Source organism: Saccharothrix lopnurensis, from assembly GCF_042658445.1.
GTDB lineage: Bacteria > Actinomycetota > Actinomycetes > Mycobacteriales > Pseudonocardiaceae > Actinosynnema > Actinosynnema lopnurensis.
Map to the genome: position 1 here is coordinate 1 of NZ_JBHSQO010000038.1, position 22,636 is coordinate 22,636.

The 22,636-nt window shown below is 75.1% G+C and carries 18 protein-coding genes and 1 pseudogene; 7 read left to right on the forward strand and 12 right to left on the reverse strand.

Annotation, left to right across the window (positions count from 1 at the left end; all coding sequences use genetic code 11):
* Positions 1-438: pseudogene (locus tag ACFP3R_RS27780) on the forward strand (hypothetical protein); the annotation flags it as partial.
* Between the two features lie 71 nt (positions 439-509).
* Here the strand turns inward: ACFP3R_RS27780 and ACFP3R_RS27785 are convergent.
* Entirely contained in the window at positions 510-1,535 is a 1,026-nt protein-coding gene (locus ACFP3R_RS27785; protein ID WP_380639933.1) for a substrate-binding domain-containing protein, read from the reverse strand.
* 318 nt (positions 1,536-1,853) lie between these two features.
* Between ACFP3R_RS27785 and ACFP3R_RS27790 the strand changes: the two genes are divergently transcribed.
* From ACFP3R_RS27790 to ACFP3R_RS27805, 4 genes are all read left to right on the forward strand, one after another.
* Entirely contained in the window at positions 1,854-2,900 is a 1,047-nt protein-coding gene (locus tag ACFP3R_RS27790) for a LacI family DNA-binding transcriptional regulator (protein ID WP_380639935.1), read from the forward strand.
* Positions 2,901-2,993: 93 nt separating this feature from the next.
* Positions 2,994-3,515, forward strand: coding sequence for a 2Fe-2S iron-sulfur cluster-binding protein (locus ACFP3R_RS27795; protein WP_380639937.1), 522 nt, complete (start codon positions 2,994-2,996; stop codon positions 3,513-3,515).
* Positions 3,512-4,498, forward strand: coding sequence for an FAD binding domain-containing protein (locus tag ACFP3R_RS27800; RefSeq protein WP_380639939.1), 987 nt, complete (start codon positions 3,512-3,514; stop codon positions 4,496-4,498). Before ACFP3R_RS27795 ends, ACFP3R_RS27800 begins: the two co-directional genes overlap by 4 nt.
* Complete coding sequence (locus ACFP3R_RS27805) at positions 4,495-6,879, forward strand: xanthine dehydrogenase family protein molybdopterin-binding subunit (RefSeq protein ID WP_380639941.1); 2,385 nt, start codon at positions 4,495-4,497, stop codon at positions 6,877-6,879. Before ACFP3R_RS27800 ends, ACFP3R_RS27805 begins: the two co-directional genes overlap by 4 nt.
* 32 nt (positions 6,880-6,911) lie before the next feature.
* On the opposite strand, the gene ACFP3R_RS27810 is transcribed toward ACFP3R_RS27805, so the two are convergent.
* From ACFP3R_RS27810 to ACFP3R_RS27820, 3 genes are all read right to left on the reverse strand, one after another.
* Positions 6,912-7,643: a polysaccharide deacetylase family protein gene (locus tag ACFP3R_RS27810; RefSeq protein ID WP_380639943.1), complete on the reverse strand. Its 732-nt coding sequence runs from the start codon at positions 7,641-7,643 to the stop codon at positions 6,912-6,914.
* A 115-nt stretch (positions 7,644-7,758) separates the two neighbouring features.
* Positions 7,759-8,628, reverse strand: coding sequence for an AraC family transcriptional regulator (locus ACFP3R_RS27815; protein WP_380639945.1), 870 nt, complete (start codon positions 8,626-8,628; stop codon positions 7,759-7,761).
* 174 nt (positions 8,629-8,802) lie between these two features.
* A complete protein-coding gene (locus ACFP3R_RS27820) occupies positions 8,803-10,404 on the reverse strand; it encodes an ABC-F family ATP-binding cassette domain-containing protein (protein WP_380639947.1) in 1,602 nt (533 codons plus the stop codon).
* A 459-nt stretch (positions 10,405-10,863) separates the two neighbouring features.
* Here ACFP3R_RS27820 and ACFP3R_RS27825 point away from each other — a divergent pair, with 459 nt between their 5' ends.
* Positions 10,864-11,682, forward strand: a complete 819-nt coding sequence (locus ACFP3R_RS27825; protein ID WP_380639949.1) for a lipase family protein — start codon at positions 10,864-10,866, stop codon at positions 11,680-11,682.
* A 117-nt stretch (positions 11,683-11,799) separates the two neighbouring features.
* Here the strand turns inward: ACFP3R_RS27825 and ACFP3R_RS27830 are convergent, their stop codons facing one another.
* From ACFP3R_RS27830 to ACFP3R_RS27845, 4 genes are all read right to left on the reverse strand, one after another.
* Positions 11,800-13,293 (reverse strand): helix-turn-helix domain-containing protein, encoded by a 1,494-nt coding sequence (locus ACFP3R_RS27830; protein WP_380639951.1) that lies wholly within the window; start codon positions 13,291-13,293, stop codon positions 11,800-11,802.
* Between the two features lie 305 nt (positions 13,294-13,598).
* Positions 13,599-14,831: a type III PLP-dependent enzyme domain-containing protein gene (locus ACFP3R_RS27835; RefSeq protein ID WP_380639953.1), complete on the reverse strand. Its 1,233-nt coding sequence runs from the start codon at positions 14,829-14,831 to the stop codon at positions 13,599-13,601.
* Positions 14,832-14,842: 11 nt separating this feature from the next.
* A complete protein-coding gene (locus ACFP3R_RS27840; RefSeq protein ID WP_380639955.1) occupies positions 14,843-16,429 on the reverse strand; it encodes an AMP-binding protein in 1,587 nt (528 codons plus the stop codon).
* A gap of 72 nt (positions 16,430-16,501) precedes the next feature.
* Positions 16,502-16,747, reverse strand: a complete 246-nt coding sequence (locus ACFP3R_RS27845) for an acyl carrier protein (RefSeq protein WP_380639957.1) — start codon at positions 16,745-16,747, stop codon at positions 16,502-16,504.
* Positions 16,748-16,949: 202 nt separating this feature from the next.
* Here ACFP3R_RS27845 and ACFP3R_RS27850 point away from each other — a divergent pair, with 202 nt between their 5' ends.
* On the forward strand, positions 16,950-17,672 hold the full coding sequence (locus tag ACFP3R_RS27850) for an MOSC domain-containing protein (protein ID WP_380639959.1): 723 nt from the start codon (positions 16,950-16,952) through the stop codon (positions 17,670-17,672).
* 105 nt (positions 17,673-17,777) lie between these two features.
* On the opposite strand, the gene ACFP3R_RS27855 is transcribed toward ACFP3R_RS27850, so the two are convergent.
* From ACFP3R_RS27855 to ACFP3R_RS27870, 4 genes are all read right to left on the reverse strand, one after another.
* Positions 17,778-18,950: a right-handed parallel beta-helix repeat-containing protein gene (locus tag ACFP3R_RS27855; protein ID WP_380639961.1), complete on the reverse strand. Its 1,173-nt coding sequence runs from the start codon at positions 18,948-18,950 to the stop codon at positions 17,778-17,780.
* A gap of 328 nt (positions 18,951-19,278) precedes the next feature.
* Positions 19,279-20,682: an MFS transporter gene (locus ACFP3R_RS27860; RefSeq protein WP_380639963.1), complete on the reverse strand. Its 1,404-nt coding sequence runs from the start codon at positions 20,680-20,682 to the stop codon at positions 19,279-19,281.
* A 493-nt stretch (positions 20,683-21,175) separates the two neighbouring features.
* The gene (locus ACFP3R_RS27865) at positions 21,176-21,826 is read right to left on the reverse strand and encodes an SRPBCC domain-containing protein (RefSeq protein WP_380639965.1); all 651 of its coding nucleotides are present in this window, start codon (positions 21,824-21,826) and stop codon (positions 21,176-21,178) included.
* A gap of 318 nt (positions 21,827-22,144) precedes the next feature.
* Positions 22,145-22,594 carry an enediyne antibiotic chromoprotein gene (locus ACFP3R_RS27870; RefSeq protein WP_380639967.1) on the reverse strand — a complete coding sequence of 150 codons (450 nt, stop codon included), beginning with the start codon at positions 22,592-22,594 and terminating at the stop codon, positions 22,145-22,147.
* Between the last annotated feature and the right edge of the window lie 42 nt (positions 22,595-22,636).

Here is a 22,636-nt window from a genome sequence, read left to right on the forward strand (position 1 = left end):
GGCAGCTTCACCGGCGGCATCACCATGCACAGCAAGGCCACCGGCACCCTCTCCCAGTGGCGCGACTGGACCACCCCGACGCTGACCGATGGTCCGGGCGGCACCACCACGACCACCACCGGCACGACGACCACCACCACCACGACGACCAGCAACCCCCCGGGCGGCGGGAGCTGCACGGCGACCTACGCCGAGGGCCAGAAGTGGAACGACCGCTTCAACGGCCAGGTGACCGTCTCCGGCACCGACGACTGGGTGGTCACGGTCACCCTGTCGTCCCCGCAGAAGGTCATCGCCACCTGGAACACCAGTGTGAGCTGGAACTCCGCCGGCAACGTGATGACCGCCCGCCCCAACGGCAACGGCAACGTGTTCGGCTTCACCGTCCAGCACGGCGGCAACTGGAACTGGCCCGCCCTCTCCTGCCGGGCCGGCTGACGATCGATGACGACCCGGTGACGCCGGCGGGGGTCCGGGCAACCGGACCCCCCCCGGCATCGGGCCGGTCGTCAGGGATGGCGGGGCGGGGCGGTGCTCTGCCGCACCACGAGTTCGGTGGCGAGGTCGATCCGCTCGTGAGGCGGGCGCTGCCCCCGGGCCAGGGTGATGGCCATCCGCGCGGCGACCGCGCCCATGTCGCGCAGCGGCTGCCGCACGGTGGTCAGGGGCGGACCGCTCCACTCGTTGATCGACAGGTCGTCGTAGCCGACCACGGACAGGTCGTCGGGAACCGACAGGCCCAGCTCGTGGGCCGCGCGCATGACGCCGAGCGCCTGGTAGTCCGAGCCCGCGAAGACGGCGGTCGGCCGGTCCGGTCGGCCCAGCAGCTCCAGGCCGTGCCGGTAGCCGCTCGTGGCGCGGAACTCCCCGTAGCGGACGTGGTCGGGCGCCGCCGACAGCCCCCCGGCGGCCAGGGCGCCGCGGAACCCCTCCACGCGGGCGCGGCTGCACGGCAACCTCATCGGCCCGGAGATCACCGCGATGCGCCGGTGCCCGAGCTCGACCAGGTGGCGGGTCGCGGCCTCGCCGCCCACCCGGTTCGCCGAGCCCACCACGGGCACGCCCGGCGGCTGCTCCTCCGCGGGGTCCACGAAGACGAACGGGATGCCGGCCGCGGTCAGCCGCCTGCGCTGCCCGTCGCCCAGCTCGACCACCACGAGGACCACGCCGAGCGGCCGGCGGTCCAGCAGGTCGTCGAACCAGTCGTCGCGGGGCCGGTGGTCGCCGCCCAGCTCGGAGAGCACCAGGGCCGCCTGCTCGGCGGAGAGCACCTGCTCGACCCCGCGGATGATCTCCATCGCCCACTCGGAGTGGATGTGGTCGAACACCAGCTCCAGCAGCGAGGGCCGGGTAGGCAGGCGGTCGGGCGCCGTCCGGTGCGGGTGGCGCTCCGCGGCCCCTCCCCCGCCCGACCGGGCGTCACCGGCGGCCGACGACGTGCCCAGCCCCGCCAGGACGGGCTCGCCCGGGGTGCCGACCCGCTGGTCCGGCACCCGCTGCGCACCTGAACTCCACGACTGCGGCGACGTGCTCATGCCTGTCCCTGTCCGCGAGATGGTCCGACGAACGACGAAGAACGACGGCGGCGCGGGACCCCGGTCGGGCCGGCCCGGCTGGTCGGCCCGGGGTGACCGCACCCCGGCACACCCACGGTACGACGCGAACCGGCGAGCGCCCGTTGAGACGCGATGTTGCGCGGAAGTTTCGCCGCGCCAAGGGCTTCCGCCACGGACGCGGCCCGCGCGAGCCGGTGGCATTGACACGTTTCGGGGCATTGCCCGAAACTTCAAGCGGGCACGGTGGGTGACCACGACCGCCGACGCCTCCCCGCTCACGGAAGGAGAGGCCCGCGCATGACCCCGGCGTCGAGGCCCGCGCCGGGCTCCTCCGACCGCGGCGGTGCGACGATCGCCCAGATCGCCGGCCTGGCCGGGGTCTCCACGGCCACCGTCTCGAAGGTGGTCAACGGCCGCGCCGACGTCGCCCCCGACACCCGGGCCGCCGTGGAGCACATCATCCACGAGTACGGCTACCGCCGGCCGAGGAAGGGCGCCCGCCCCACCCTCGTCGAACTCGTCCTGCACGAGATCAAGGGCGCCTACGGCATGGAGGTCATCAAGGGCGTCGAACGCGTCGCGGTGGAGCACGAACTGGCGCTCGTGGTCTCCGAGCTCCAGGAGAGCCGGGTGCCCGGCCGCAACTGGATCGAGGCGGTCCTGGCCCGGCGTCCCGCGGGGGTCGTCGCCGTCCTGGACGGTCCCACGCCCGCCCAGCAGGGACAGCTGCGCAGCCGGGGCATCCCCCTCGCGCTCGTCGACCCCGCCGGTGAACCCGGCCCGGAGCTGCCCTCCACCTCCGGCGACAACTGGGGCGGCGGCCTGGCCGCCACGCGCCACCTGCTGCGGCTGGGGCACCGGCGCATCGCGGCCATCACCGGACCGCCCTCGTCGCTGCCGAGCCGGGCGCGGCTCGACGGCTACCGCACCGCGCTGGACACCGCCGGCGTGGCGATCGACCCCGACCTGGTGCGGGTGGGCGGCTTCCACCTCGATGACGGTCTCGCCCGCGGCCTGGACCTGCTCACCCTCCCCGACCCGCCCACGGCCGTCTTCGCGTTCAACGACGCCCAGGCGATCGGCGTCTACCAGGCGGCCCACCGGCTGGGGCTGCGCGTGCCGCGGGACCTGAGCGTGGTGGGGTTCGACGACCTGCCCACCGCGACCTGGGCGATCCCCGCGCTGACCACCGTGCGCCAGCCGCTGCGCGACATGGCCGCCACCGCCACCCGGGTGGTCATCGACCTCGCGCGGGGCGCCACCGCCGCCGGGCACCGCTCGATGTTCGCCACCGAGCTGGTCGTGCGCGCCAGCACCGCGCCGCCGGGCGCCGACGAGCGCTGACAAGATCGCCCGCGACCTTGCCAACCGGAACAGTGCTCCGTATCGTTGCGGACCGGTGTTCCGGTTGCTTCGGCCTAACCGCGGGGAGCGAGCGTGGTCGACAGGCGTGGTCCGATCCTGATCAACGGCACCGCGGTCGACCCGCCGGCCGACCCGCGCGTGTCGCTGCTCGACCTGCTGCGCGAGGGGCTCCACCTGCACGGCACGAAGAAGGGCTGCGACCAGGGCGCGTGCGGGGCCTGCACGGTGCTGCTCGACGGCGAGCGCATCGTGTCGTGCCTGGCGCTGGCGGTGCAGTGCGCGGGACGGGAGGTCGTCACCGTCGAGGGGTTGGCCGGCGAGGACGGCCCGCACCCGGTGCAGCGGGCGTTCCTGGAGCACGACGGCTTCCAGTGCGGCTACTGCACGCCCGGCCAGCTCTGCTCGGCGGTGGGCCTGGCGGCGGAGGTGGCGCGCGGGGCGCCGAGCCACGTCACGGCCGACCTGTCGGCCGAGCGGGTCGCGCTCACCCACGACGAGCTGCGCGAGCGGATGAGCGGCAACCTGTGCCGGTGCGGCGCGCACAACGGCATCATCGCCGCGATCGCCGAGACCTGCGCGGAGGCGGCGGGATGAGGCCCTTCACCTACACCCGGGCCGGCGACGAGGCCGAGGCCGTCCGATCGGCCGCGGCGCCCGGCGCCCGCTACCTCGGTGGCGGCACGAACCTGGTCGACCTGATGCGCGGCACGATCGAGCGACCGGCCGCGCTGGTCGACGTGACGGGCCTGTCCTCGGGCATCGAGGAGCGCGGGGACGGCGGCCTGCTGATCGGCGCGGCGGCGCGCAACACCGCGGTCGCCGAGCACCTCGCCGTCCGCACCCGCTTCCCGGTGCTCTCCCGCGCGGTCCTGGCGGGCGCGTCGGCGCAGATCCGCAACATGGCGACGGTCGGCGGCAACATCCTCCAGCGGACGCGCTGCGCCTACTTCCACGACCGGGTCGGGTCGCGCTGCAACAAGCGGGACCCCGGGCAGGGCTGCGACGCGGTGGACGGGATCAACCGGACCCACGCCGTCCTGGGCGCCTCCCCCGCCTGCGTCGCCACGCACCCGTCGGACCTGTGCGTGGCGCTCGCCGCGCTCGACGCGGTGGTGCACCTGCGGGGCGTCCGGGGCACGCGCGCGCTGCCGCTGGTGGAGCTGCACCGGCTGCCCGGCGACCGCCCCGAGGTCGAGACCGTCCTGGAACCGGGCGAGCTGATCACCGCGGTCGGGCTGCCGCCGCCGGACCCGGGGGCGCGCTCCGCCTACCGCAAGGTCCGCGACCGGGCGAGCTTCGCGTTCGCGCTGGTGTCGGTCGCCGCCGTGCTGGTGGTGGAGGACGGCGTCGTCCGGGACGTGCGGCTGGCGCTCGGCGGCGTCGCGCACAAGCCGTGGCGCGCGAGCACCGCGGAGCACGCGCTCCGGGGCGGGCCCGCCACCGTGCGGGCGTTCCGCGCCGCCGCCGAGGCCGAGCTCGCCGCCGCCACCCCGTTGCGCGACAACGGGTACAAGGTCGAACTCGCGCGGCGCGTCGTCACCGCCGTCCTCGGCGAGCTGGCGGGGGGCGACGCGTGAGCGGCGTGGGTGGAGTGGGCGGCACCGCGCCGGGCCCGGCGGGCGAGGTCCCCGGGCCGGGCCCGGAGAGCCGGTGGCCGGGTGGCGGACCCGACCAGGAAAGCCGGGAGCCAGATGGCGACCCCGACCCGGAAGGCCGGGAACCCGACGACGAGCCCGCCCCGCCGACCCGGCCCGACCGGGGGTGGATCGGCGCGCCGGTGCCGCGCGTCGAAGGGCCGCTCAAGGTGCGGGGCGAGGCGACCTTCGCGGCCGAGGTCGCGCTCGACGGCATGGTCTACGCCGCGCTCGCCTTCAGCACCACCGCCAAGGGGCGGATCACCACGCTGGACACCGCCGAGGCCGAGGCCGCACCGGGGGTCGTGCTGGTGATGACCCACCGCAACGCGCCCCGGATGCGCCCGATGCCGCAGTTCGACACCAGCGAGAAGGCGGCGGGCTACGACACCCTGCCGATCATGCAGGACGACCGCGTCCACTGGAACGGCCAGCCGATCGCGGTCGTGCTGGCGGGGACGCAGGAGCAGGCCGACCACGCCGCGTCGCTCGTCCGCGCGACCTACGAGGCGGAGCCCGCCACCACCTCCTTCGCGCGGGCGAAGGCCGCCGGCACCGAGGCCGGGTGGTTCCGCGGGCCGCTGCACCTGGAGATCGGCGACGCGGAGGCCGAGCTGGCGGCGGCGGCCGTGTCGGTGGACGCCACCTACCGCACGCCGCCGCAGAACCACGACGCCATCGAGCCGCACGCGGCGACGGTGGTGTGGCACGGCGACGACCTGGTGGTGCACGACGCCTCGCAGTCGGTGGCCCACACCGCCTGGTCGCTCGCCCACGTCCTCGGCGTCGACGAGGAGCGGGTCCGCGTCACCTCGCCCTTCGTGGGCGGCGGCTTCGGCGGGAAGCTCCTGTGGCAGCACCAGGTGCTGGGCGCGGCGGCGGCCAGGCTCGCCGACCGGCCGGTGCGGATCGCGCTGTCGCGCGAGGGCGTGTTCCGGGTGGTCGGCGGCCGCGCGCCCACCGAGCAGCGGGTGGCCATCGGCGCCGACCGCGACGGCCGGTTCACCGCCCTCGTCCACACCGGGACGCAGGCGACGACCCGGCACAACGCCATGCCCGAGCCGTTCACCGCGCCGGCGCGCAGCCACTACGCGGTGGGCAGCGTCAAGCTCGACCTCCGGGTGGCGTACCTGGACGTCGTCGCCAACAGCACCATGCGGGCGCCGGGTGGCGCGGTCGGCAGCTACGCCCTGGAGTGCGCCGTGGACGAGCTGGCGTTCGCGCTGGGGGTGGACCCGATCGAGCTGCGCCTGCGCAACGAGCCGGACCGGGACCCGGTGGACGGCAGGCCGTTCTCCTCTCGGCACCTCGTCGAGGCGTGGCGCGCGGGCGCGGAGCGGTTCGGCTGGGACGGGCGCGACCCGACCCCCGGCGCGGTCCGCGAGGGCGAGTGGTGGGTGGGCACCGGTTGCGCGACCGCGTCGCACCCCTACGTCCGGATGCCCGGCGGAGCCGTGCGGATCACGCTGACCGACCGGGGCCGCGCCCTCGTGGAGGTCGCCGCGCACGAGATGGGCATGGGCACCGCCACCGCGCAGACCCAGGTCGTCGCCGAGCTGCTGGCGCTCCCGCCGGACCGGGTGTCCTTCGCCTACGGCGACTCGCGGATGCCCGGCCTGGTGATGGCCGCCGGGTCGCAGCAGACCGCGTCGATCGGCGCGGCCGTGATCGCGGCCCGGCGCGTGCTCGTGGCCGAGCTGCTCGAACTCGTCGGCGACGGGTCACCGCTCGCGGGGCTCGCGGCGGAGGAGGTCGGCGCCCTCGACCGCGGCCTGGCCAAGCTCGACGACCCGTCCCGGCACGAGAGCTACGCCGCCGTCCTCGCCCGCGCCGGACGTGCCGAGGTCGTGGTCGAGGCGAGCGGTCCCCCACCGCTGGAGGCGGCGACCTGGTCGATGCACTCCTTCGGCGCGATGTTCTGCGAGGCCCGCGTCAACGCGGTCACCGGTGAGGCGCGGGTCAGCCGCTTCCTCGGCTCGATGGACTGCGGGCGGGTCCTCAACCCCAGGACCGCCGCCGCCCAGGTCCGGGGCGGGATCGTCATGGGGCTGGGCGCGGCGCTGGTGGAGCGGACCGATGTCGACGAGCGCACCGGCCGCGTCGTGAACGCCGGTTTCGCCGAGCACCACGTGCCCGTGCACCTGGACGTGCCGGAGATCGACGTGATCTGGACCGACGTCCCCGACCCGCGCGCACCCCTGGGCGCGCGCGGCATCGGCGAGGTCGGTGTCACCGGGACGGCCGCCGCGGTGGCGAACGCGGTCTTCCACGCGACCGGCAAGCGCGTCCGCGACCTGCCGCTGACCCCCGACCGGCTGCTGTGACGGCCACCTGCCACCGAACGAGCGGCGGCGGATCAGCGGCGGAACCAGGCGCGCCGGTACTGCCGCCCGACGGTCAACGCCTCGCCCAGGGAACGGCCGACCAGACCGCGTTCGCCGTAGACCCCGAGCAGCCTGCGGGTCAGGTCGCCCCGGTCCACGGCCGGCGCGGGCCCGTCCTCCACGCCGTCGGCGGGGCCGGCGAAGCCGTCGTGGCCCAGCACGATCGACCCGGCCCGGCTGTCGCGCACCGCGCCGGCCACCCGGTCGGCCTGCGGCACGTCCTGCCAGTCGCGCAGCACCGGCCCCCACAGCACCGGCACCAGCCCGTCCCGCGTCACCGCGCGCCAGGTGCGCGGCGACTGCGTGCCGTACGGCGGGCGGAACCAGGTGACGCGGCGGCCGATCAGGTCCTCCAGCTCGGCCCGGCCGGCCCTGGTGCGCCGCTCCACCTCATCCGACGACAGGCCGGTGAGCCGGCGGTGGTCCACCCCGTGCAGCGCGATCTCGTGCCCCGCCGACACCATGTCCGCGAGCAGCCCCGGAAAGCGCCGGGCACGGGTCAGCAGCACGAAGAAAGTCGCGGTGGCGCGGACATCGGCGAGTGCCGCCAGCACGCCCTCCGTGCCGCCCGGCTCGGGACCGTCGTCGTAGGTGAGCACGACGTGCGGTGCCTCGGTCCGCACCCCGCACACCGAACCGGCGATCCCGCCGAACAGCCGTTCCACCGGCTCCGCGAGCTTGCGCGCCCGCGATGGAGCAGTCATCGGCCCGTTCCCCCCGTGGTCGCGAAAAGCCCATGGTAGGCGGGGATTCTCCGGATCAGGCCGCACAATGCGGTACCGGCCGGCCGCCTCCCGGGGGACACGGCCGGCCGGGTGTTCACGCCGGTTCGACGGGCAGCCACAGCTCGCAGGTCGCGGTGCCGAAGTCGGCCGCGCGGTCGAGCACCGCGACGATCGAGGGCCCCGGCCGCGAGCGCCACGGGTTGGAGGGGAACCACTCGGTCGCGGTCGCGGCCCAGGCCGTCTGGAGGGCCTCCGGGTGGGGTCCGGAGGTGCGGAAGACCGCCCACCGGCCGGCCGGCACCTCGATGGCGTCGAGGTCGCCGGGGACCGGGGTGTCGCCGGTCAGGGCGACCCCGTGCAGGTAGGTCAGCTCGCTGCCCTCGGTGGCGTCGGGGTCCAGGTCGTCGCAGACCTGGAGCAGGCCCCGCGGTTCGGCGTCGCCGAGGGACTTCAGCCGCTGGTGCTCCTCCGGCGGCAGCGCGGCGATGTGCCGCTGGATGTGCGGGTTGACGCCGTGGTGGATCAGCGGGACCCGGGCGGCGTGCCCGACGAGCCGGAACGCGGGGTGGTCGACGAGGCGGGTGTCCATGGGGGTTCTCCCTTCAACGGTCAGGCGGAACCTGAGCTGCGGTTGTGAGCGGAGGGGGCCTCCGTCCCGGCGGACGTCACCGGGGCCCGCGCCGTGGACCGCCCGGAACGCGCGGCCGAACGCCTCGGTCGAGCCGTAGCCGTGCCGGACGGCGATGTCCAGCAGGTCGCCCCGGCCCCGCACGACGTCGGCGGCGGCGACGGTCATGCGCCGCCGGCGCACGTACTCCGACAGCGGCATCCCCGCCAGGGACGAGAACATCCGGCGCAGGTGGTACCCGGTCGTGCCGAGTTCCCTGGCCGCCGAGTCGACGTCGAGCTCCTCGCCGAGGTGCTCCTCGACCAGGTCGACGAGCCGGTTGAGTGCCGAGATCACGGGACCTCCTTCCGGGTTCCACCCTGACCGACCGGGCCCCGGCCGCGCCCGATCGCGGCGAACCGATGCGATCGGACTGGCGCCGGGACCGTTTCACAGGGCCGTTTCGCGGGACCTCCGCACCGGGCCGTTCCACGCGGTTCGCCGCACCGGACCGCTTTCACAGCGCCGCTTTCACAGCGCCAGCCGCGGCCAGGACCCGGTGTCGCGCGACAACTGCCGGTCGTGCGTGGCGATCACCACCGCGGCCGGGGTGGAGCCCAGGGCGTCGGTCAGCTCGTCGACGAGCGCGGCCGACAGGTGGTTGGTCGGCTCGTCCAGCAGCAGCACGTGCGGGCGGACCGCCAGCACCAGCGCCAGGTCCAGCCGCCTGCGGGCGCCCACCGACAGCTCCGCCACCGGCCTGCGCCCGTCGTACCCGTCGAGCAGGCCCAGCTCGCCCAGCCCCGGGCCCGGCACGCCCGACCGGGCCAGCCGCTCCTCGTACAGCTCCACCGCCGTGCGCCGGCCCGGCGAATCGGACTCCTGGGCCAGCCGCCCGACCCGCACCGACCGGCCTCGGGTCACCGTGCCCGCGTCCGGTGCCAGGTCGCCGGCCAGCACGGTCAGCAGGGTCGACTTGCCCGCGCCGTTGGGCCCGGTGACCACGAGCCGGTCCCCCGCGTCCAGCGCCAGGTCGACCGGGCGCGCGAGCCTGCCGGCCACGCCCACCCCGGCGGCCCGCAGCAGGGTCGCGCCGCCGGGACCGGGCAGCTCCGGCATCGCGAACCGGGACGGCGGCGGCGGAACGGCCACCACGTGCGCGGTCAGCTCCTCCTGCCGCCGGTGCACGGCCCGGACCAGGCCGGGCGCCCGGGTGGCGCGGGTGTGCCTGCCGTGCCCCTTGGCCGGCCGCCAGTTGTCGCGCAGCCGGTTCCGCGCCGCGGCCAGGTCGTCGGCCAGGCGCTGCCGCTCGGCGACCTGCTCGGCGTGCAGCGCCTCCCAGCGGGCGCGCTCGGCCCGGCGGGCCTCGACGTAGGCGGGGTAGCCGCCGCCGCAGTACCGCGGCCGGCCGTCGGAGGACGGGTCGAGGTCGACCACGGAGGTGGCCACGTCGGTCAGCAGCGCCCGGTCGTGGCTGACCAGCACGACGACGCCCGGGTGGGCGCGCAGCCGCTCGGTCAGGTGGTCGAGCCCGGCCGCGTCGAGGTGGTTGGTGGGCTCGTCGAGCAGCAGCACCGGGTGCCCGGCGCCGAGCAGGCAGGCCAACCGCACCCGGTGGCGCTGCCCGACCGAGAGGGTGCCGAGCGGGCGGGCGCGGTCGTCGACGGCGTTCAGCGCGGCCAGCGAGACCTCGACCCGCCGGTCCGCGTCCCACGCGTCGAGCGCCTCGGCCTCCGCGAGCGCGGCGGCGTAGGCGTCGTCCGCGCCGGGGGCGCCGTCGGCGAGCGCGTCGGCGGCCTCCGCCAGGCGGGCCAGGGCGCCGCGCACGGCGGTCAGTTCGAGGTCGACCAGGGCGCCGACGGTGTCGCCGGCGCCGAGCAGAAGCTGCTGGTCGGCCACGCCGACCGAGCCCGCGCGGCGCACCTCGCCGCGGTCGACGGGCAGGTGGCCGGCGAGGACGCGCAGCAGGGTGGTCTTGCCGCGACCGTTCTCCCCGACGACGGCGACCCGGTCACCGGCGGCGGCGGCGAGGTCGACCCCGGCGAGCACGGGCCGCCCGCCGAAGGAGAGGTGGACGCCGGACGCGCGGACGTGCGCCGCGCGCACGGGTGCGGGCGGGAGGGGTGAGGACATGCGGGACTTGCCTCCGACGAGAGGTGATGAGCGGGAAGGGCGAACTCCGGTACCGCGGTTCGCGGTACCGGCGGAGGCGTCGTCCCTCAGAGGAAGAACAGGTGCTGCATCACGGGCGCCAGGGTAGGACAGCCCCGGCGGTCGGCGCACCCGGGTTTTCCCCCGGGCGGCGGGTTTTCCGTCGACGCACCCGCCACAGTGGACTCGTGGGGTGGGACGACGAGTTCCGCGCGCTCGCCTCACCGCACGGCCTGGTCCTCGACACCGTGACCGGGCTGACCGGGCAGCGCTGCCTGCTGGAGTTCCGGTTCGCCGACGGCGGGTGAGGACGGGTGACACGACCCCTCGATGAGGTGAGGGGGCGCGGGCGGTGGTGCGGTGAGCGGCACCACCCGGTAGGCACGAGGAGCGGGCGCAACCGCGTCCGCCCGCCACCTGTCGCCTTCCCGAGGATGGATGATGTCCGCGCCGACGCTCAACCACCAGGCCACCGGGTACGACGCCCGCCAGGCGTACTGCATGGCCGAGGCCGCCGAACTCGCCTACCAGACCCCGGAGCGGATCGAGGCCACCGCCGCCGGGTGGGGGTTCGACCGGGTCCGCCACCACCACTCGACGTTCAGCCCGCCGTTCGCCCTGAGCGACACCCAGGCTTACACCATGGCGAGCCCGACCATGGTGGTCACCGCGTTCCGCGGCACCGAGCCGGCCCAGCTGCGGGACTGGCTGTCGGACACGAGCACCCCGCCGTGGCCCGGCCCGGCCCGCACCGGCCTGGTCCACCACGGTTTCGCCGAGGCGCTGCGGGCGGTGTTCCCCTCGGTGCTCGCGGCCGTCGAGGAACTGCGCGACGACGAGCAGACGGTGTGGTTCACCGGGCACAGCCTGGGCGGGGCGCTGGCGATGCCGGCCGCGGCCTGGCTGCACTTCGAGGACCCCTGGCTCTCCGCGCACGGCGTCTACACCTTCGGCCAGCCCCGCACCTGCGACCGCGTCCTGGCCGAGGCGTACGACGAGGCCCTGGGCGACCGCACGTTCCGGGTGGTCAACAACAACGACGTCGTCGCCCAGGTCCCGCCCGAGCCGGTGTTCCACCACGTCCGGGCACTGCGCTACATCGACTCCTCCGGCCGCGTCCGCGAGTCGATGCCGGTGGTGTCCGGGCTGCTCGACCGCGGCAGGGGCATGACCTCCGACCCGCTCGCCCCCGCGAGCGACGGGATGCGCGACCACCTCGTGAAGGCTTATGTGGCGGCGCTGGAGAAGAACCTCCCCTGACCGGCCGCTCGCCCGAGCCGTGGGGTGGGGTCATGGCGCAGAGGTCACGGCGCGGGCGGTGCCGGTGTGGGCGCGGCGCGGGCGTGAGCCCCGGCGCGGGTAACGAACCCCGACGGGTCACCCCGGCGGCGGCAAGCCGGGGTGCGCCAGGAGCGCGTGGTGCAGGTCGTAGCGGTCCGACGGGCCGTCCACCAGCGACCGGCCCAGGAGTTCCTCGACCCGCGAGAGGCGTTTGCGCAGCCCGTGCGCCGAGATCCCCAGCGCGGCCGCGGCGGTGGCCGTCCGCAGGTCGTGGTGGAACCAGGTCCGCACGGTGGTCAGCAGCGTCGCCCGGTTGGCGGGCAGCAGCGGGGCCAGCCGGTCCTCGGCCCAGCGCCGGACCTCCGGGTGGTCCAACAGCTCGGGGAACCCGACCACCCCCGCCGCCGCGTCGGGGTGCGGCCGCTCGTCGATCAGCTGCACCGCCAGGTGGAGCCGGGCCTGGACGTCGAAGCGGGTGAGGTCGCAGCGCAGCTCGGCGCCGATGCGGTGCAGGCGCGCGGCCAGCGTGTTGCGGTGGACCTTGAGCTGCGAGGCCGCACGGGCGCCGAAGTCGAGCCACGACAGCAGCGTGGCCAGCAGTTCGAAGGCGTCGGGGTCCTGGGTCCGGGCGGGCCGGTGCGCCAGCAGCGGTGCGAGCGTGCTCGCGGCCCACGCCTGCCCCGCGTGGCCCAGCAGCTCGCCCAGCTCGCCGCGGGGCGAGAACCGGGCGTACCGCTCGGGCCGGCGGCGGGCCACCGACAGCGCGTGGAACGCCTGCTTGTACCCGACCGGGACGTCCCGCAGCGCCACCCGCAGCCCGACGCCCATCCGGGTGTCGGGGACGGCGTCGGTCAGCTCCCGGATCAGGTGCGTCGCCGGTGGCGCGCCGGCGGGCCCGGCCGGGGCGATCACGATGACGTGCCCGCTGTAGACCGGGCACGGCACCACCCAGGCGGCCTCGCCGAACACGTCCCGGCACCGCGCGGAGAGCCGGCCGCGGGTGTTCGGGGCGCCCGAGACGAGGTACACCCGCGCCAGGTCGGGCAGCGGCGGGCGGAGGACCGCCGCGGTCCGGCGGGCGCCGGACAGGTGTCCGACCATGAGCAGGTGCAGCACCGCTTCGCGCACCGCCGCGTCGGCGGCGGCGAGCCGCTCGACCCGCTGCTCGGCGATCGCGGCGCGGCGGCACAGCCGGAGCGGGTCCACCGCGGCGGCCAGCAGGCCCCGGTCCGCCGCGGTCAGCGGGCCCCGGCGCGCGACGACGAGGACCGGCCGCGCGGGCGGTGGCCCCACCGGCAGCACGGCGACGTCGTGGCCGTCCGCGTGCACCGCGGCGGAGTCGACGTCCCCGGCGCGCACCCGGTCGACGTCCTCGGCGACCACGCGGAGCAGCCGCTCCGCGCCCGGCGGGACGGCGACCGCCTGCTCCTCGTGCGGCCCGGTGAGCACGACCTCGCCGGCCAACCGGAGGGCGAGCAGCTCCAGCACGCGCCGCACGCCGTCCGGTCCGGTCGCCTCCTGGTACAGCAGCCGCGGGTGGTCGTCGTCGGTGTGGTGGTTCGCGCTCGTCCGCGTGGGCCGGCTCGGCACTCCGGGCAGCTCCCCCGTCCGTGGTCCTCCCCGCCCGGGACCGGGGTGGCGCGGGTGGGTCGGCGCAGCGGGAGGTGACCGGATGCCGGACGCACTGTGCACACCGGCACTGGGGCGGCTCGCCCCGGGAGTCTAGCGTTGCCGGTGACCGGGACCGACCCCCGAGGGGGTCGGCTCGGGTGCCCGGGACGGGGGACCTCCGAGGGGGCCGGTTCACCGCGGGGCACGACCGTGGGGTGTCCCGGACCGCTGGGGGAACCCGGGGCACCCCACGTCCCCCTCTCGGACCCGGTCAGCGGACCCGGTCAGTCGGCGGACGGGCCGACGGGGACCCGGTCGTGCCGCAGCCTCGACGCGGACACCACGTGCCCGCCCCGCACCACCAGCTCGACCGGCGCGGGCCGGCTCAGGAACGCCAGCAGGCTCGCCGTCACGCCGTAGGCGCCCGCGTTGGGGATCGCCACCACGTCGCCGACGCCCAGGCCCGGCAACCCCACCTCGCGCGCCAGCACGTCACCGGGCGTGCACAGCGGTCCGACCAGGCTGGCGACCTGCGCCACGTCGTCCCGGTCCGGCCTGGCCGCCAGGGGCATCAGCCGACCCAGGCCCGCCATGCCGCCCAGGGCGTTGATCCCGGCGTCGAGCACCAGGAACCGCCGACCCCGGCTGACCTTCACGTCGACCACCGAGCACAGCAGCTCGCCGCTGTCGCCGACCAGGTAGCGGCCGGACTCGCAGGCCACCAGCGGATCGCCCGCGCGCCAGTGCGGGAAGTGCAGGTCCAGCGCGGCGGACAACTCCACGCGCAGCTTGTCGTAGACCGGCCGCGCCCCCGGCACCGCGTAGGGCGCGGCGAACCCGCCGCCGATGTCCAGCAGCCGCAGGGGCAACCCCGTCCGGTCGCGCAGCCGCGCCGCGGTCGCCAGGCTGTGCTGGAACTCGCCGACCAGGCTCGCCTCGTCCCTGGCGTTGCTCAGCGGGAACAGGTGCAGCCCGGTGATCCGGGCGCCCGGCACCGAGGTCAGCTCGTCGACCAGGTCGGGGAGCACCTCGCTGTCGAAGCCGAACTGCGAGGGCGCGCCCGTCATCCGGATGCCCGTGGCGGCGTGGCCGGCGGCGCTGTTGACCCGCAGCAGGCAGTCCGCGACCACGCCGTGCGCGGTCGCCACCGCGCCGATCCGGCGCAGGTCACCGACCGATTCCGCGGAGAACGCGCGCACGCCCGCGCGGACCGCCTCGGCCAGTTCCGCGCGGGTCTTGCCCGGCCCGGTGTAGAGGGCCTGGGCGGGGTCGTAGCCGGCCGCGAGCGCGGCGGCCAGTTCGCCGGTCGAGCTGAGTTCCGCGCGGCACGGCGGGCCGTCGCCCTCGCGCAGGGCCCGGGCCACGTCCGGGTGCGGGTTGGCCTTGAGGGAGTAGAACAGCGCGCACTCCTCCGGCAGGCTCGCCCGCAGGTCGCGCCGCGCCGCCCGGACGCGGTCCAGGTCGTAGACGTACAGCGGGCTGCCGTAGCGCCGGACCCACTCGGCGTGCCGGCTCACCGCGGGCCGGCTCACCGCCCGCCGCCCGCGAGCAGCAGCGCCAGGTCGCCGCGCGCGTTCTTGCCGTTCGGGGTGAGCGGCAGCTCGGGCAGCACGTGGCAGACCGCGGGCACCTTGGCGGGCTCCAGGCGGGCGCCCAACTCGTGCAGCACCTGGTGCGGCGCCAGGTCGGTCGCGACGCAGATGGCCAGGTCGCGGCCCTCGGTCGGAGCGAGCACGGCCGCCGCCCGCACGCCGGGCACGTCCATCGCCGCCGCCTCGATCTCGACGGTGCTCATCCGGGCCCCCCGGCGCTTGAACAGGTCGTCGCGGCGGCCGGTGAACCAGAGGTTGCCCACCTCGTCCAGGCGGCCGTAGTCGCCGGTGTGGAGCACGGTGCGGTCGCCGTCCCGGCGGAAGGTGCGCGCGGTCAGCTCGGGCGCGCGCCAGTAGCCGGCCATGACGTGGGGACCCGCCACCACGACCTGGCCGACCTCGCCGGGAGGCAGCGGGCGGCCCTCGTCGTCCACCACGAACACCTCCGTGCCGGGCAGGGCGGGACCCACGGAGCCGGGCAGCTCGCGGTCGCGCTCCGGCGGCATGATCGTGATCCGCTTGCACTCGGTGGTGCCGAACATGCGCACCACCCGGGCGCCGGGGAACGCGGCGCGCAGGGCGTCGGTGGTCGCCTCGGGCAGCGCGGCGCCGGTGTTGGTGAACATCCGCACCGGGGCCGCCGGCCCGGACCCGCGCGCGGCGAGCGCGACCGCCATCGACGCCAGCGACGGCACGACCGGCACCACGGTCGCCCCGCAGTCGCGGATGGCGTCCAGCAGCCGGAACTCCGGCTCCGCGCCCGCCAGCACCACCTCGGCGCGGGCGAGGGCGGCGAGCAGCACCTGGTAGAGGCCGTAGTCGAAGGACAGCGGCAGCCGGCAGAACACCACGTCGGTGTGCCGGTAGCCCAGGACGGCCTGGACGGCGGCGGCGGCGAACCGCACCCGCCCGTGCGGGCAGACCACGGCCTTCGGCGCGGCGGTGCTGCCGGAGGTGTAGATGAGCAGGGCGAGGTCGGTGCCCGCGACCCTCACCCGTTCGGGCAAGACGTCGTGCGCGGACGACCCGGGCACCTCGGCCCCGGCCACCCCCGGCTCGGCCACCCCCGGCCTGGGCGCCTCGGGCCCGGGCACCTCCGGCCCGGCCACCTCCAACCCCGCCCACACCTCCCGCAGGCCGTGCACGGGCACCGCCGTCAGCGCGCGCACCGCGTCCACCTCGGCGTCGTCGACCACCAGCAACCCCGGTTCGGCATCGGCGACGACCGACCGCAGGTGGAACGCCTTCATGGCGGGGTTGACCGGCACGAACACCGCGCCGCACCGGGACGTCCCGTGCAGCAGCGCGACGAACTCGCGCGAGTTGGGCAGCCGAACCAGCACCCGGTCGCCGGGGCGCACGCCCCGCGCGGCGAGCCAGTGCGCCACCGCGAAGCTCAGCCGCCTCAGCCGCGAGTAGGTCCAGGAACCCGCCGCGTCGCGCACCGCGGTCCGCTCCGGGGCCTCGGCGGCCGCGTCGTCCACCAGCCCGTGCAGGGTCCCGTCCAGGGCACCGTCCGACAAGGTCTTCCCTTCCGTTGGGCGCGGGTCCGCGCAGGGGTCGCTCGGTCGGCGGCCCCGTCAGCCACGGTCCCGTCAGCCCCGGGCCCGGGACAGCGTGATGGCCTCCCACAGCCGCCCGGGGGTCTCGAAGGTCTCCACGGCCAGGTGGGCGCCCTCGAACCTGATGTCGTAGGCCGTCTCGACCTCGGTCAGCAGCTCGATCACGGCCATCGAGTCCAGGCCGTAGTCCCTCAGGCCGCTGTCGGGCTCCAACCGCTCACCCGCCCCGAGGAAGGGCAGGTGCCGCACGACCAAGTCCTCGAAATCCTGGTCCCACACAGTGCGATCTCCCTCTCGTCGGGTGCGGCCGGACCGCAGGTTCGCGGGGAAAGTAGCGAGTCACCGCCGAACCCGCAGCGCCAAGAGCACCCGGTTCACCACTCCGGGTGGTCATCACCCGATGGTGGTGCGACGAAGTGGATAGGACTGCTATCCATCTCGTGGCATGATCTTCCGGTCGGCCCGACCAGGAGGAGGTCCCGTGCCCACCGCGAACGGCCCACGAGTGCTGGTCGTGTCCGTCGGCGCGGTGCGACCGCTGCCCTGGCACGGGCGCACCGTGGCGTCGGGCATCCGGAAAGCCCCCGTCCCGGGCCCGGTCGAGGTCACCGGGCTGGGCCTGGCGGGCGACGAGCAGGGCGATCGGAAGCACCACGGCGGGCCGGACAAAGCGGTCCTCGTCCACCCCCACGAGCACTACCCGGCGTGGGCCCGAGAGCTGGGCGACCTCACCCCACCGGCGTTCGGCGAGAACCTCACCACGTCCGGGGTCCTGGAGGGCGACGCCGTGCTGGGGTCGGTCTACGCCGTCGGCACCGCCCTGCTCCAGGTGACCCAGCCGCGCCGGCCCTGCTTCAGGCTGGCCGCCCACCACGGCGTCGAGGACCTGGCCGTGCTGATCCAGCGCAGCGGCCGGACCGGGTTCTACTGCCGGGTGCTGCGCCCCGGTCGGGTGGCCGCCGAAGACCTCGTCGAGCTGGTCCACCGGCCGCGACACGGCATCACGGCGGCCGAGGCGCACCGCGTGCTCAACGTCGACCGCGCCGACCGGACCGCCGCCCGCGCCCTGCTCGACCACCCCGGCGTGCTGCCCGCCCCCTGGGTGGCGCTGCTCCGCCGACGCCTCGACGGGCAGTTCGACGACCAGACCGACCGCCTGCACGGGCCGGCGACCACGGCACCCGCGCCCGAGGGGTCCACGTGAGCACCACCGAGCACGTGACCGGGCACCGGCGGCAGGACCGACGGACGAGGGGCCCGGTTCCGCACCTCGGAACCGGGCCCCTCGTCGGGGTTCGCGCGGTGGGGCTCAGCTCCCGGCCCGGCACCCGCTGATCGACCCGGCGCAGTTGTCCGGCGCGTTGCCGCTGATCAGGCCACCGGTCACGGTCATGGTGCCGCCGGACAGGTTGGCGATCCCGCCGCCGGGCGCGCCGGCGGTGTTGCCCCGCACCGTGCTCTTGATGACGCGGAACAGGCCGCCCGCGCCGTTGACCAGCCCGCCGCCCGCACCGGCGGCCCGGTTGCCCGACACCTCGGTGCGCTCCACGGTCACCACGGCGCCGCTGCCGTTGAGCACGGCCGCGCCCGACCCGTCGGTGGTGTTGCCGAGCACCTTGCTGTCCTTGACCGTCACGGGCCCGCCCGCGACGACCACGACGCCACCGCCCTGGTTGTCGGCGATCGTGCTGTTGACGACGTCGAGCTTGCCGGTGTTGGTGAGCGCGCCGCCCGAGTACGGCGACACGTTGTTGCGGACCTGGCTGCCGGTGATGGTCATCGAGCCCGCGCTGTTGACCACGGCGGAGCCGGCGTCGGCCCGGTTGCCGGACAGGGTGGAGTTCTGGAGCACGACCTTGCCGTTGCTGCTGCCGATGCCCCCGCCGTAGAGGGAGGTGTTGTCCTTCACCACGCTGTCCACCAGGGTCAGCGTCGAGGCCACGCCCGAGCTGCTGATGCCGCCGCCGTTGCCGGTGGACGTGTTGCCCGACACCTCGGTGCGGACCAGGCGCACCGCGCCGCCGCTGTTCTCGATCCCGCCGCCGAAGGTGGAGGTGTTGCCGGTGATCTTGCCGTCCGTCACCTCGACCGAGCCGCCGTAAGCGTTCACGATGCCGCTGTTCGTGCTGCCGGTGACGGTGACGCCGGTCAGCGCCAGCACGCCCCGGTAGCGGACGTCGAAGACCGAGTCGCCGCCGCTGAGCACGAGCCCGCCGGCGGGCGCCGTCAGGGTCAGCCTGCCGGTCAGCGGTACGAGGCCGTCGGCCCCGACCGACACCGTGCAGCCCTCCGCGTCCATGGCGATCTCCTGGGTCACCGGGGTGCCGGCGTTCGCCTGCCTGATCCAGTCGTTCAGCACCGTCCCCGACAGCGTCGCGCACACCATCGCCGTCGGCTCCGCCGACACGGGCGGAGCCACCACCACGAGGGCGAGCGCCGCCCCTACCGCGCCATTGAGCATCCGCCTGCGCGACGCCTGCATGAGCACTCCCCGTTTCGTTTCGTGCACCCACTGTCCGATGTGGAGAATACTATTCGAAACGATACCGCGCTATGGCCCGTGACCAGGGGAGTTCCAGTCCCGTAACGGAAGAACACGAGCCGTAATCGTCCGAAACGCACCGGTGGCTACGAAGACGCATAGCATTGTGCGTCACAGTCGAACAATGTCATCACGTGGAGTCAGCACACGAACGCGGTCCGCATCGGACACCTGTGGGATGACCGGCCGATCCGCCGTTCCGGCGATTTCCCCACGAGCGAAGTCCATTATCCGCGAGGAATTCACCGAAAGCGGCCCGGCCGGTCGGTCAGCGAGCGGGGTGCGGGGCGCGCACGGTGAGCGCGGCCAGCACCGCGACGGCCGCCACCACCGCGGTCGCGACGCCGAAGGCGGCGGCGGTCCCGGAGGTGGTCACCACCGCGCCCGAGCCGCCACCGGCGCCGGCCACGGTCACCAGCACCGCGACGCAGAGCGCGGTGCCCAGCTGGGTCGTCATGTTGAGCAGCCCCGAGGCGAGGCCCTGCTGCCGGTCGGGGACGCCGGCGGTGCCGATGATGGTCACCGCCGTGTAGAAGGCGCCGCCCCCGACCGCCACGAGGAGCATCCCCGGCAGCAGGGCGTCCCAGGTGCCGTTCGCCGCGGAGGCCCGCATGAGCAGCGCGGTCCCGACCGCCATGACCGCCGACCCGCCCACCAGCGCGCGCTTCGCGCCGTACCGCGCGACGAGCCGTGACGTCGAGGTCGCCGAGAGCGCGACCCCCACCCCGAACGGCACGAAGAACAGGCCCGCGGCCAGCGGCGTCAGCCCGGTGGCGTCCTGGAGCTGCAACGACAGCAGCGAGGTCGACGCGCCGAACGTGCCGTTGCCGAGCAGGCCGAGCGCGTTCACCGCCCCGACGTTGCGCAGGCGGAAGACCTGCGACGGCAGCAGCGGGCGGCGCAGCCGGCGGTCCACCGCGAGGAACACGCCGACGCCGAGGCAGCCGAGGGCGACGAGCACCGCGGCGGACGTGGCCGTCTCGCCGCCGGCGAGGACCGTGCAGCCGTAGATCACCAGGATCAGGCCGGCGATCCCGGGCACCGCGCCGAACACCTCCGCGCGCGGGCGCTCCACCCGCTCCCCCGGCGCGCCGAGCACCTGGAACGCCGCGGCCACCGCCGCCACCACCAGGGGGACGTTCACCAGCAGCACCGCGCGCCACCCGAACCCGTCGGTCAGCACGCCGCCGAGCAGCACGCCCAGGCCGAACCCGCTGGCCGAGGCGGCGACGAACCAGCCGATCATCCGGTTGCGGTGCGGTCCCTCCGGGAACGTCGTGGTGATCAGCGCGAGCACGGCCGGCGCGACCATCGCCGCCCCGACGCCCTGCACCGCGCGCATGGCCACCAGCACCTCGGGGACCGGCGCGCAGCCGCCGGCCAGCGAGGCCAGGCCGAACACCGCGAGCCCGGTCACCAGCAGCCGGCGACCGCCCAGCAGGTCGACCAGCCTGCCGCCGAGCAGCAGGAAACCGCCGAACGTCACGGCGTACGCGCTGGCCACCCACTGCACGCCGGACGTGCTGAACCCCAGCGAGCCGCGCATGTCCGGCAGCGCCAGGTTGACGATGGAGAAGTCGAGCAGCAGCAACAGCTGCGCGCCGCACAGCAGCACCATGGCCACGCCGCGCCGAGCCGTCGCCGAACCGTCACCGACCCGCGCCCCGCTCACCCGGCACCGCCCGCGCGGGCGCTGGAGTCGGTCCCGGCCGTCCAAAACCCCCACGAATTCATATAGGCGATCGCATGTACGTTCGCCTGCTCGTCACCAGGGATTTGAACCTGACCTGAACCGCGCATCGAGCCTCCCACCGGGCCGCGGTTCACCAGACCCGCGTAGCACAGGTCGGTATGCTATAGACCACTTAAGTGAAAGTCACGACCTCCTTCGGACCACGCATCGGGGTTGACCTCGTGCGAAAGGCGGGTCGCGCACCGGCGCCGGACCTCACCCACGACCTCGTCCCGCGGCCTCGTCCGTCGATCCGCGACGCCGGGCTCGGCGGGGGTCCGGGACCGCTCTCCCCCGCCGACGCCACCGCGTCGCGCGCTGTCCGGTCCGTGAGGACCCGTGCCCGCGGCGGGGAGCACCACGTGTCCGGTGTGGACGGCGGATGCCGGTCACACCGGACCGCGGCCGCGCCCACCGGCGTGGAGCAGCGTGGTTACAGGGGTTGCTCGACGCCCGTGAAGTAGAACTCCGTCGTGCGCTTCTCGGCCGCGCGCGCGTCGGTCTCCGGGATGCCGTCCTCCACGGCCAGGTCAGCCCACCGGCAACTGCTGTCGGCGAAGAACTGCCTCGCGTCGTCGGTCACCTCCCACACCTTGCCCTCCTCCGCGAGCACGGCGCCGGTGGAGACGTGCAAGGCCAACCCGAGGAACATGCAGTCCCAGCCGACACCGGTCGCACCGGGACCGAACTGCGCCCAGCGGTAGGCCGCGACGTCGGCGGTGTGCACGAGGGTGAGGCGGGAGCGCTCGTCGCCGACCGCCTCCATCCGCACCTCGATGCGCGAGATCCGGTCCTTGAACTCCCACGAGGAGGAGAACCCGTGCGGCGCCTCGCAGGTCGCGATGGTGCCCGCCGCGTTGCCCTCGATCGTGAACCGGCCGCCGACCCGGAGGTCGCCGGACACCGCGGGCAGCCAGCGGACCAGCCGCTCCCGGGTGGTGCAGGCGGCCCACAGGTCGGCGACGTCGGTGGCGTACTCCTGGCTGAGCGTCGCCACCACGTGCCATCTCTCACCGTTGTCGGCCGTGCTCAGGGACCGCTCGACCGCGTCGAGCTGCCCCCTGGTCTTGATGTTGTCCGTCATGTCTTCCCCGCTGTCGTGGGTTGTACCGCTGCGGGCGGCGTCGAGCCAGGCCGCACCGAGCGGTCGGGACGTGCACCACGCGCAGGGCGCGTTCCCACCGGCGTCGGCCGTTCACGGACGCGTGCCCGCGGTGTTCCGGGAACACCGCTCGACCGGCACGCGGAACCCACGCTCGTTCGAGTCCGCTGTGGGTGCCGCGGTCCTGGCCCGTCCGGCAGGTGAAGGTCGCGCCCCGGGGCGCGGCGGGAGCGCCGGGCCCCGGCTCCCGATGTGGTGAAGCCGGGGCCCGGCGGTCGTTCGGGTTGCCCCTCGCGGTCTTTACGCGAAGGCGAGCACCACGCCGGAACCCTCCTGGCGGTTGCCGACGGCGACGAAGCAGCCGGGCTTGACCGACGCGCAGTCGATCGAGCCGATCGGGTTGCCGTTCTCGTCGTGCGCCTCGAACACGCGGCGCACGGTGAGCTGGGTCTTGCCCTCACCACCCTCGCCCAGGATCAACGACCGGGTATTGCCCCAGTCGCAACCGATCACGGTCTCCGTCACCTGTGCGCACTGCTGGGTGAACACCGCCGACCTTGGTTTGAAGCCGGAGATGTCGACCGTGACGTCGGTGGTGGCCGGCAGGGCGGCGGATGGGGACACGACGACCTTCGCCGCGAGGACCTGCGGCTGGGCGACGGCGGTCGGCACGACCGCCAGCGACAGGCCGAGGGCAGCCGCCGCGGCCAGCCCGAACTTGACGCGCGCGGAACCGGGTTGAGCCTTCATGGTTTCCTCCAACTCGATGTGGACATCCGTTCTTCATCCGGT

Coding starts and splice junctions, on each gene's coding strand:
- ACFP3R_RS27785 (WP_380639933.1), bottom strand. CDS start 1,535: ATGAGCACGTCGCCGCAGTCGTGGAGTTCAGGTGCGCAGCGGGTGCCG.
- ACFP3R_RS27790 (WP_380639935.1), top strand. CDS start 1,854: ATGACCCCGGCGTCGAGGCCCGCGCCGGGCTCCTCCGACCGCGGCGGT.
- ACFP3R_RS27800 (WP_380639939.1), top strand. CDS start 3,512: ATGAGGCCCTTCACCTACACCCGGGCCGGCGACGAGGCCGAGGCCGTC.
- ACFP3R_RS27810 (WP_380639943.1), bottom strand. CDS start 7,643: ATGACTGCTCCATCGCGGGCGCGCAAGCTCGCGGAGCCGGTGGAACGG.
- ACFP3R_RS27820 (WP_380639947.1), bottom strand. CDS start 10,404: ATGTCCTCACCCCTCCCGCCCGCACCCGTGCGCGCGGCGCACGTCCGC.
- ACFP3R_RS27825 (WP_380639949.1), top strand. CDS start 10,864: ATGTCCGCGCCGACGCTCAACCACCAGGCCACCGGGTACGACGCCCGC.
- ACFP3R_RS27855 (WP_380639961.1), bottom strand. CDS start 18,950: ATGCAGGCGTCGCGCAGGCGGATGCTCAATGGCGCGGTAGGGGCGGCG.
- ACFP3R_RS27865 (WP_380639965.1), bottom strand. CDS start 21,826: ATGACGGACAACATCAAGACCAGGGGGCAGCTCGACGCGGTCGAGCGG.
- ACFP3R_RS27870 (WP_380639967.1), bottom strand. CDS start 22,594: ATGAAGGCTCAACCCGGTTCCGCGCGCGTCAAGTTCGGGCTGGCCGCG.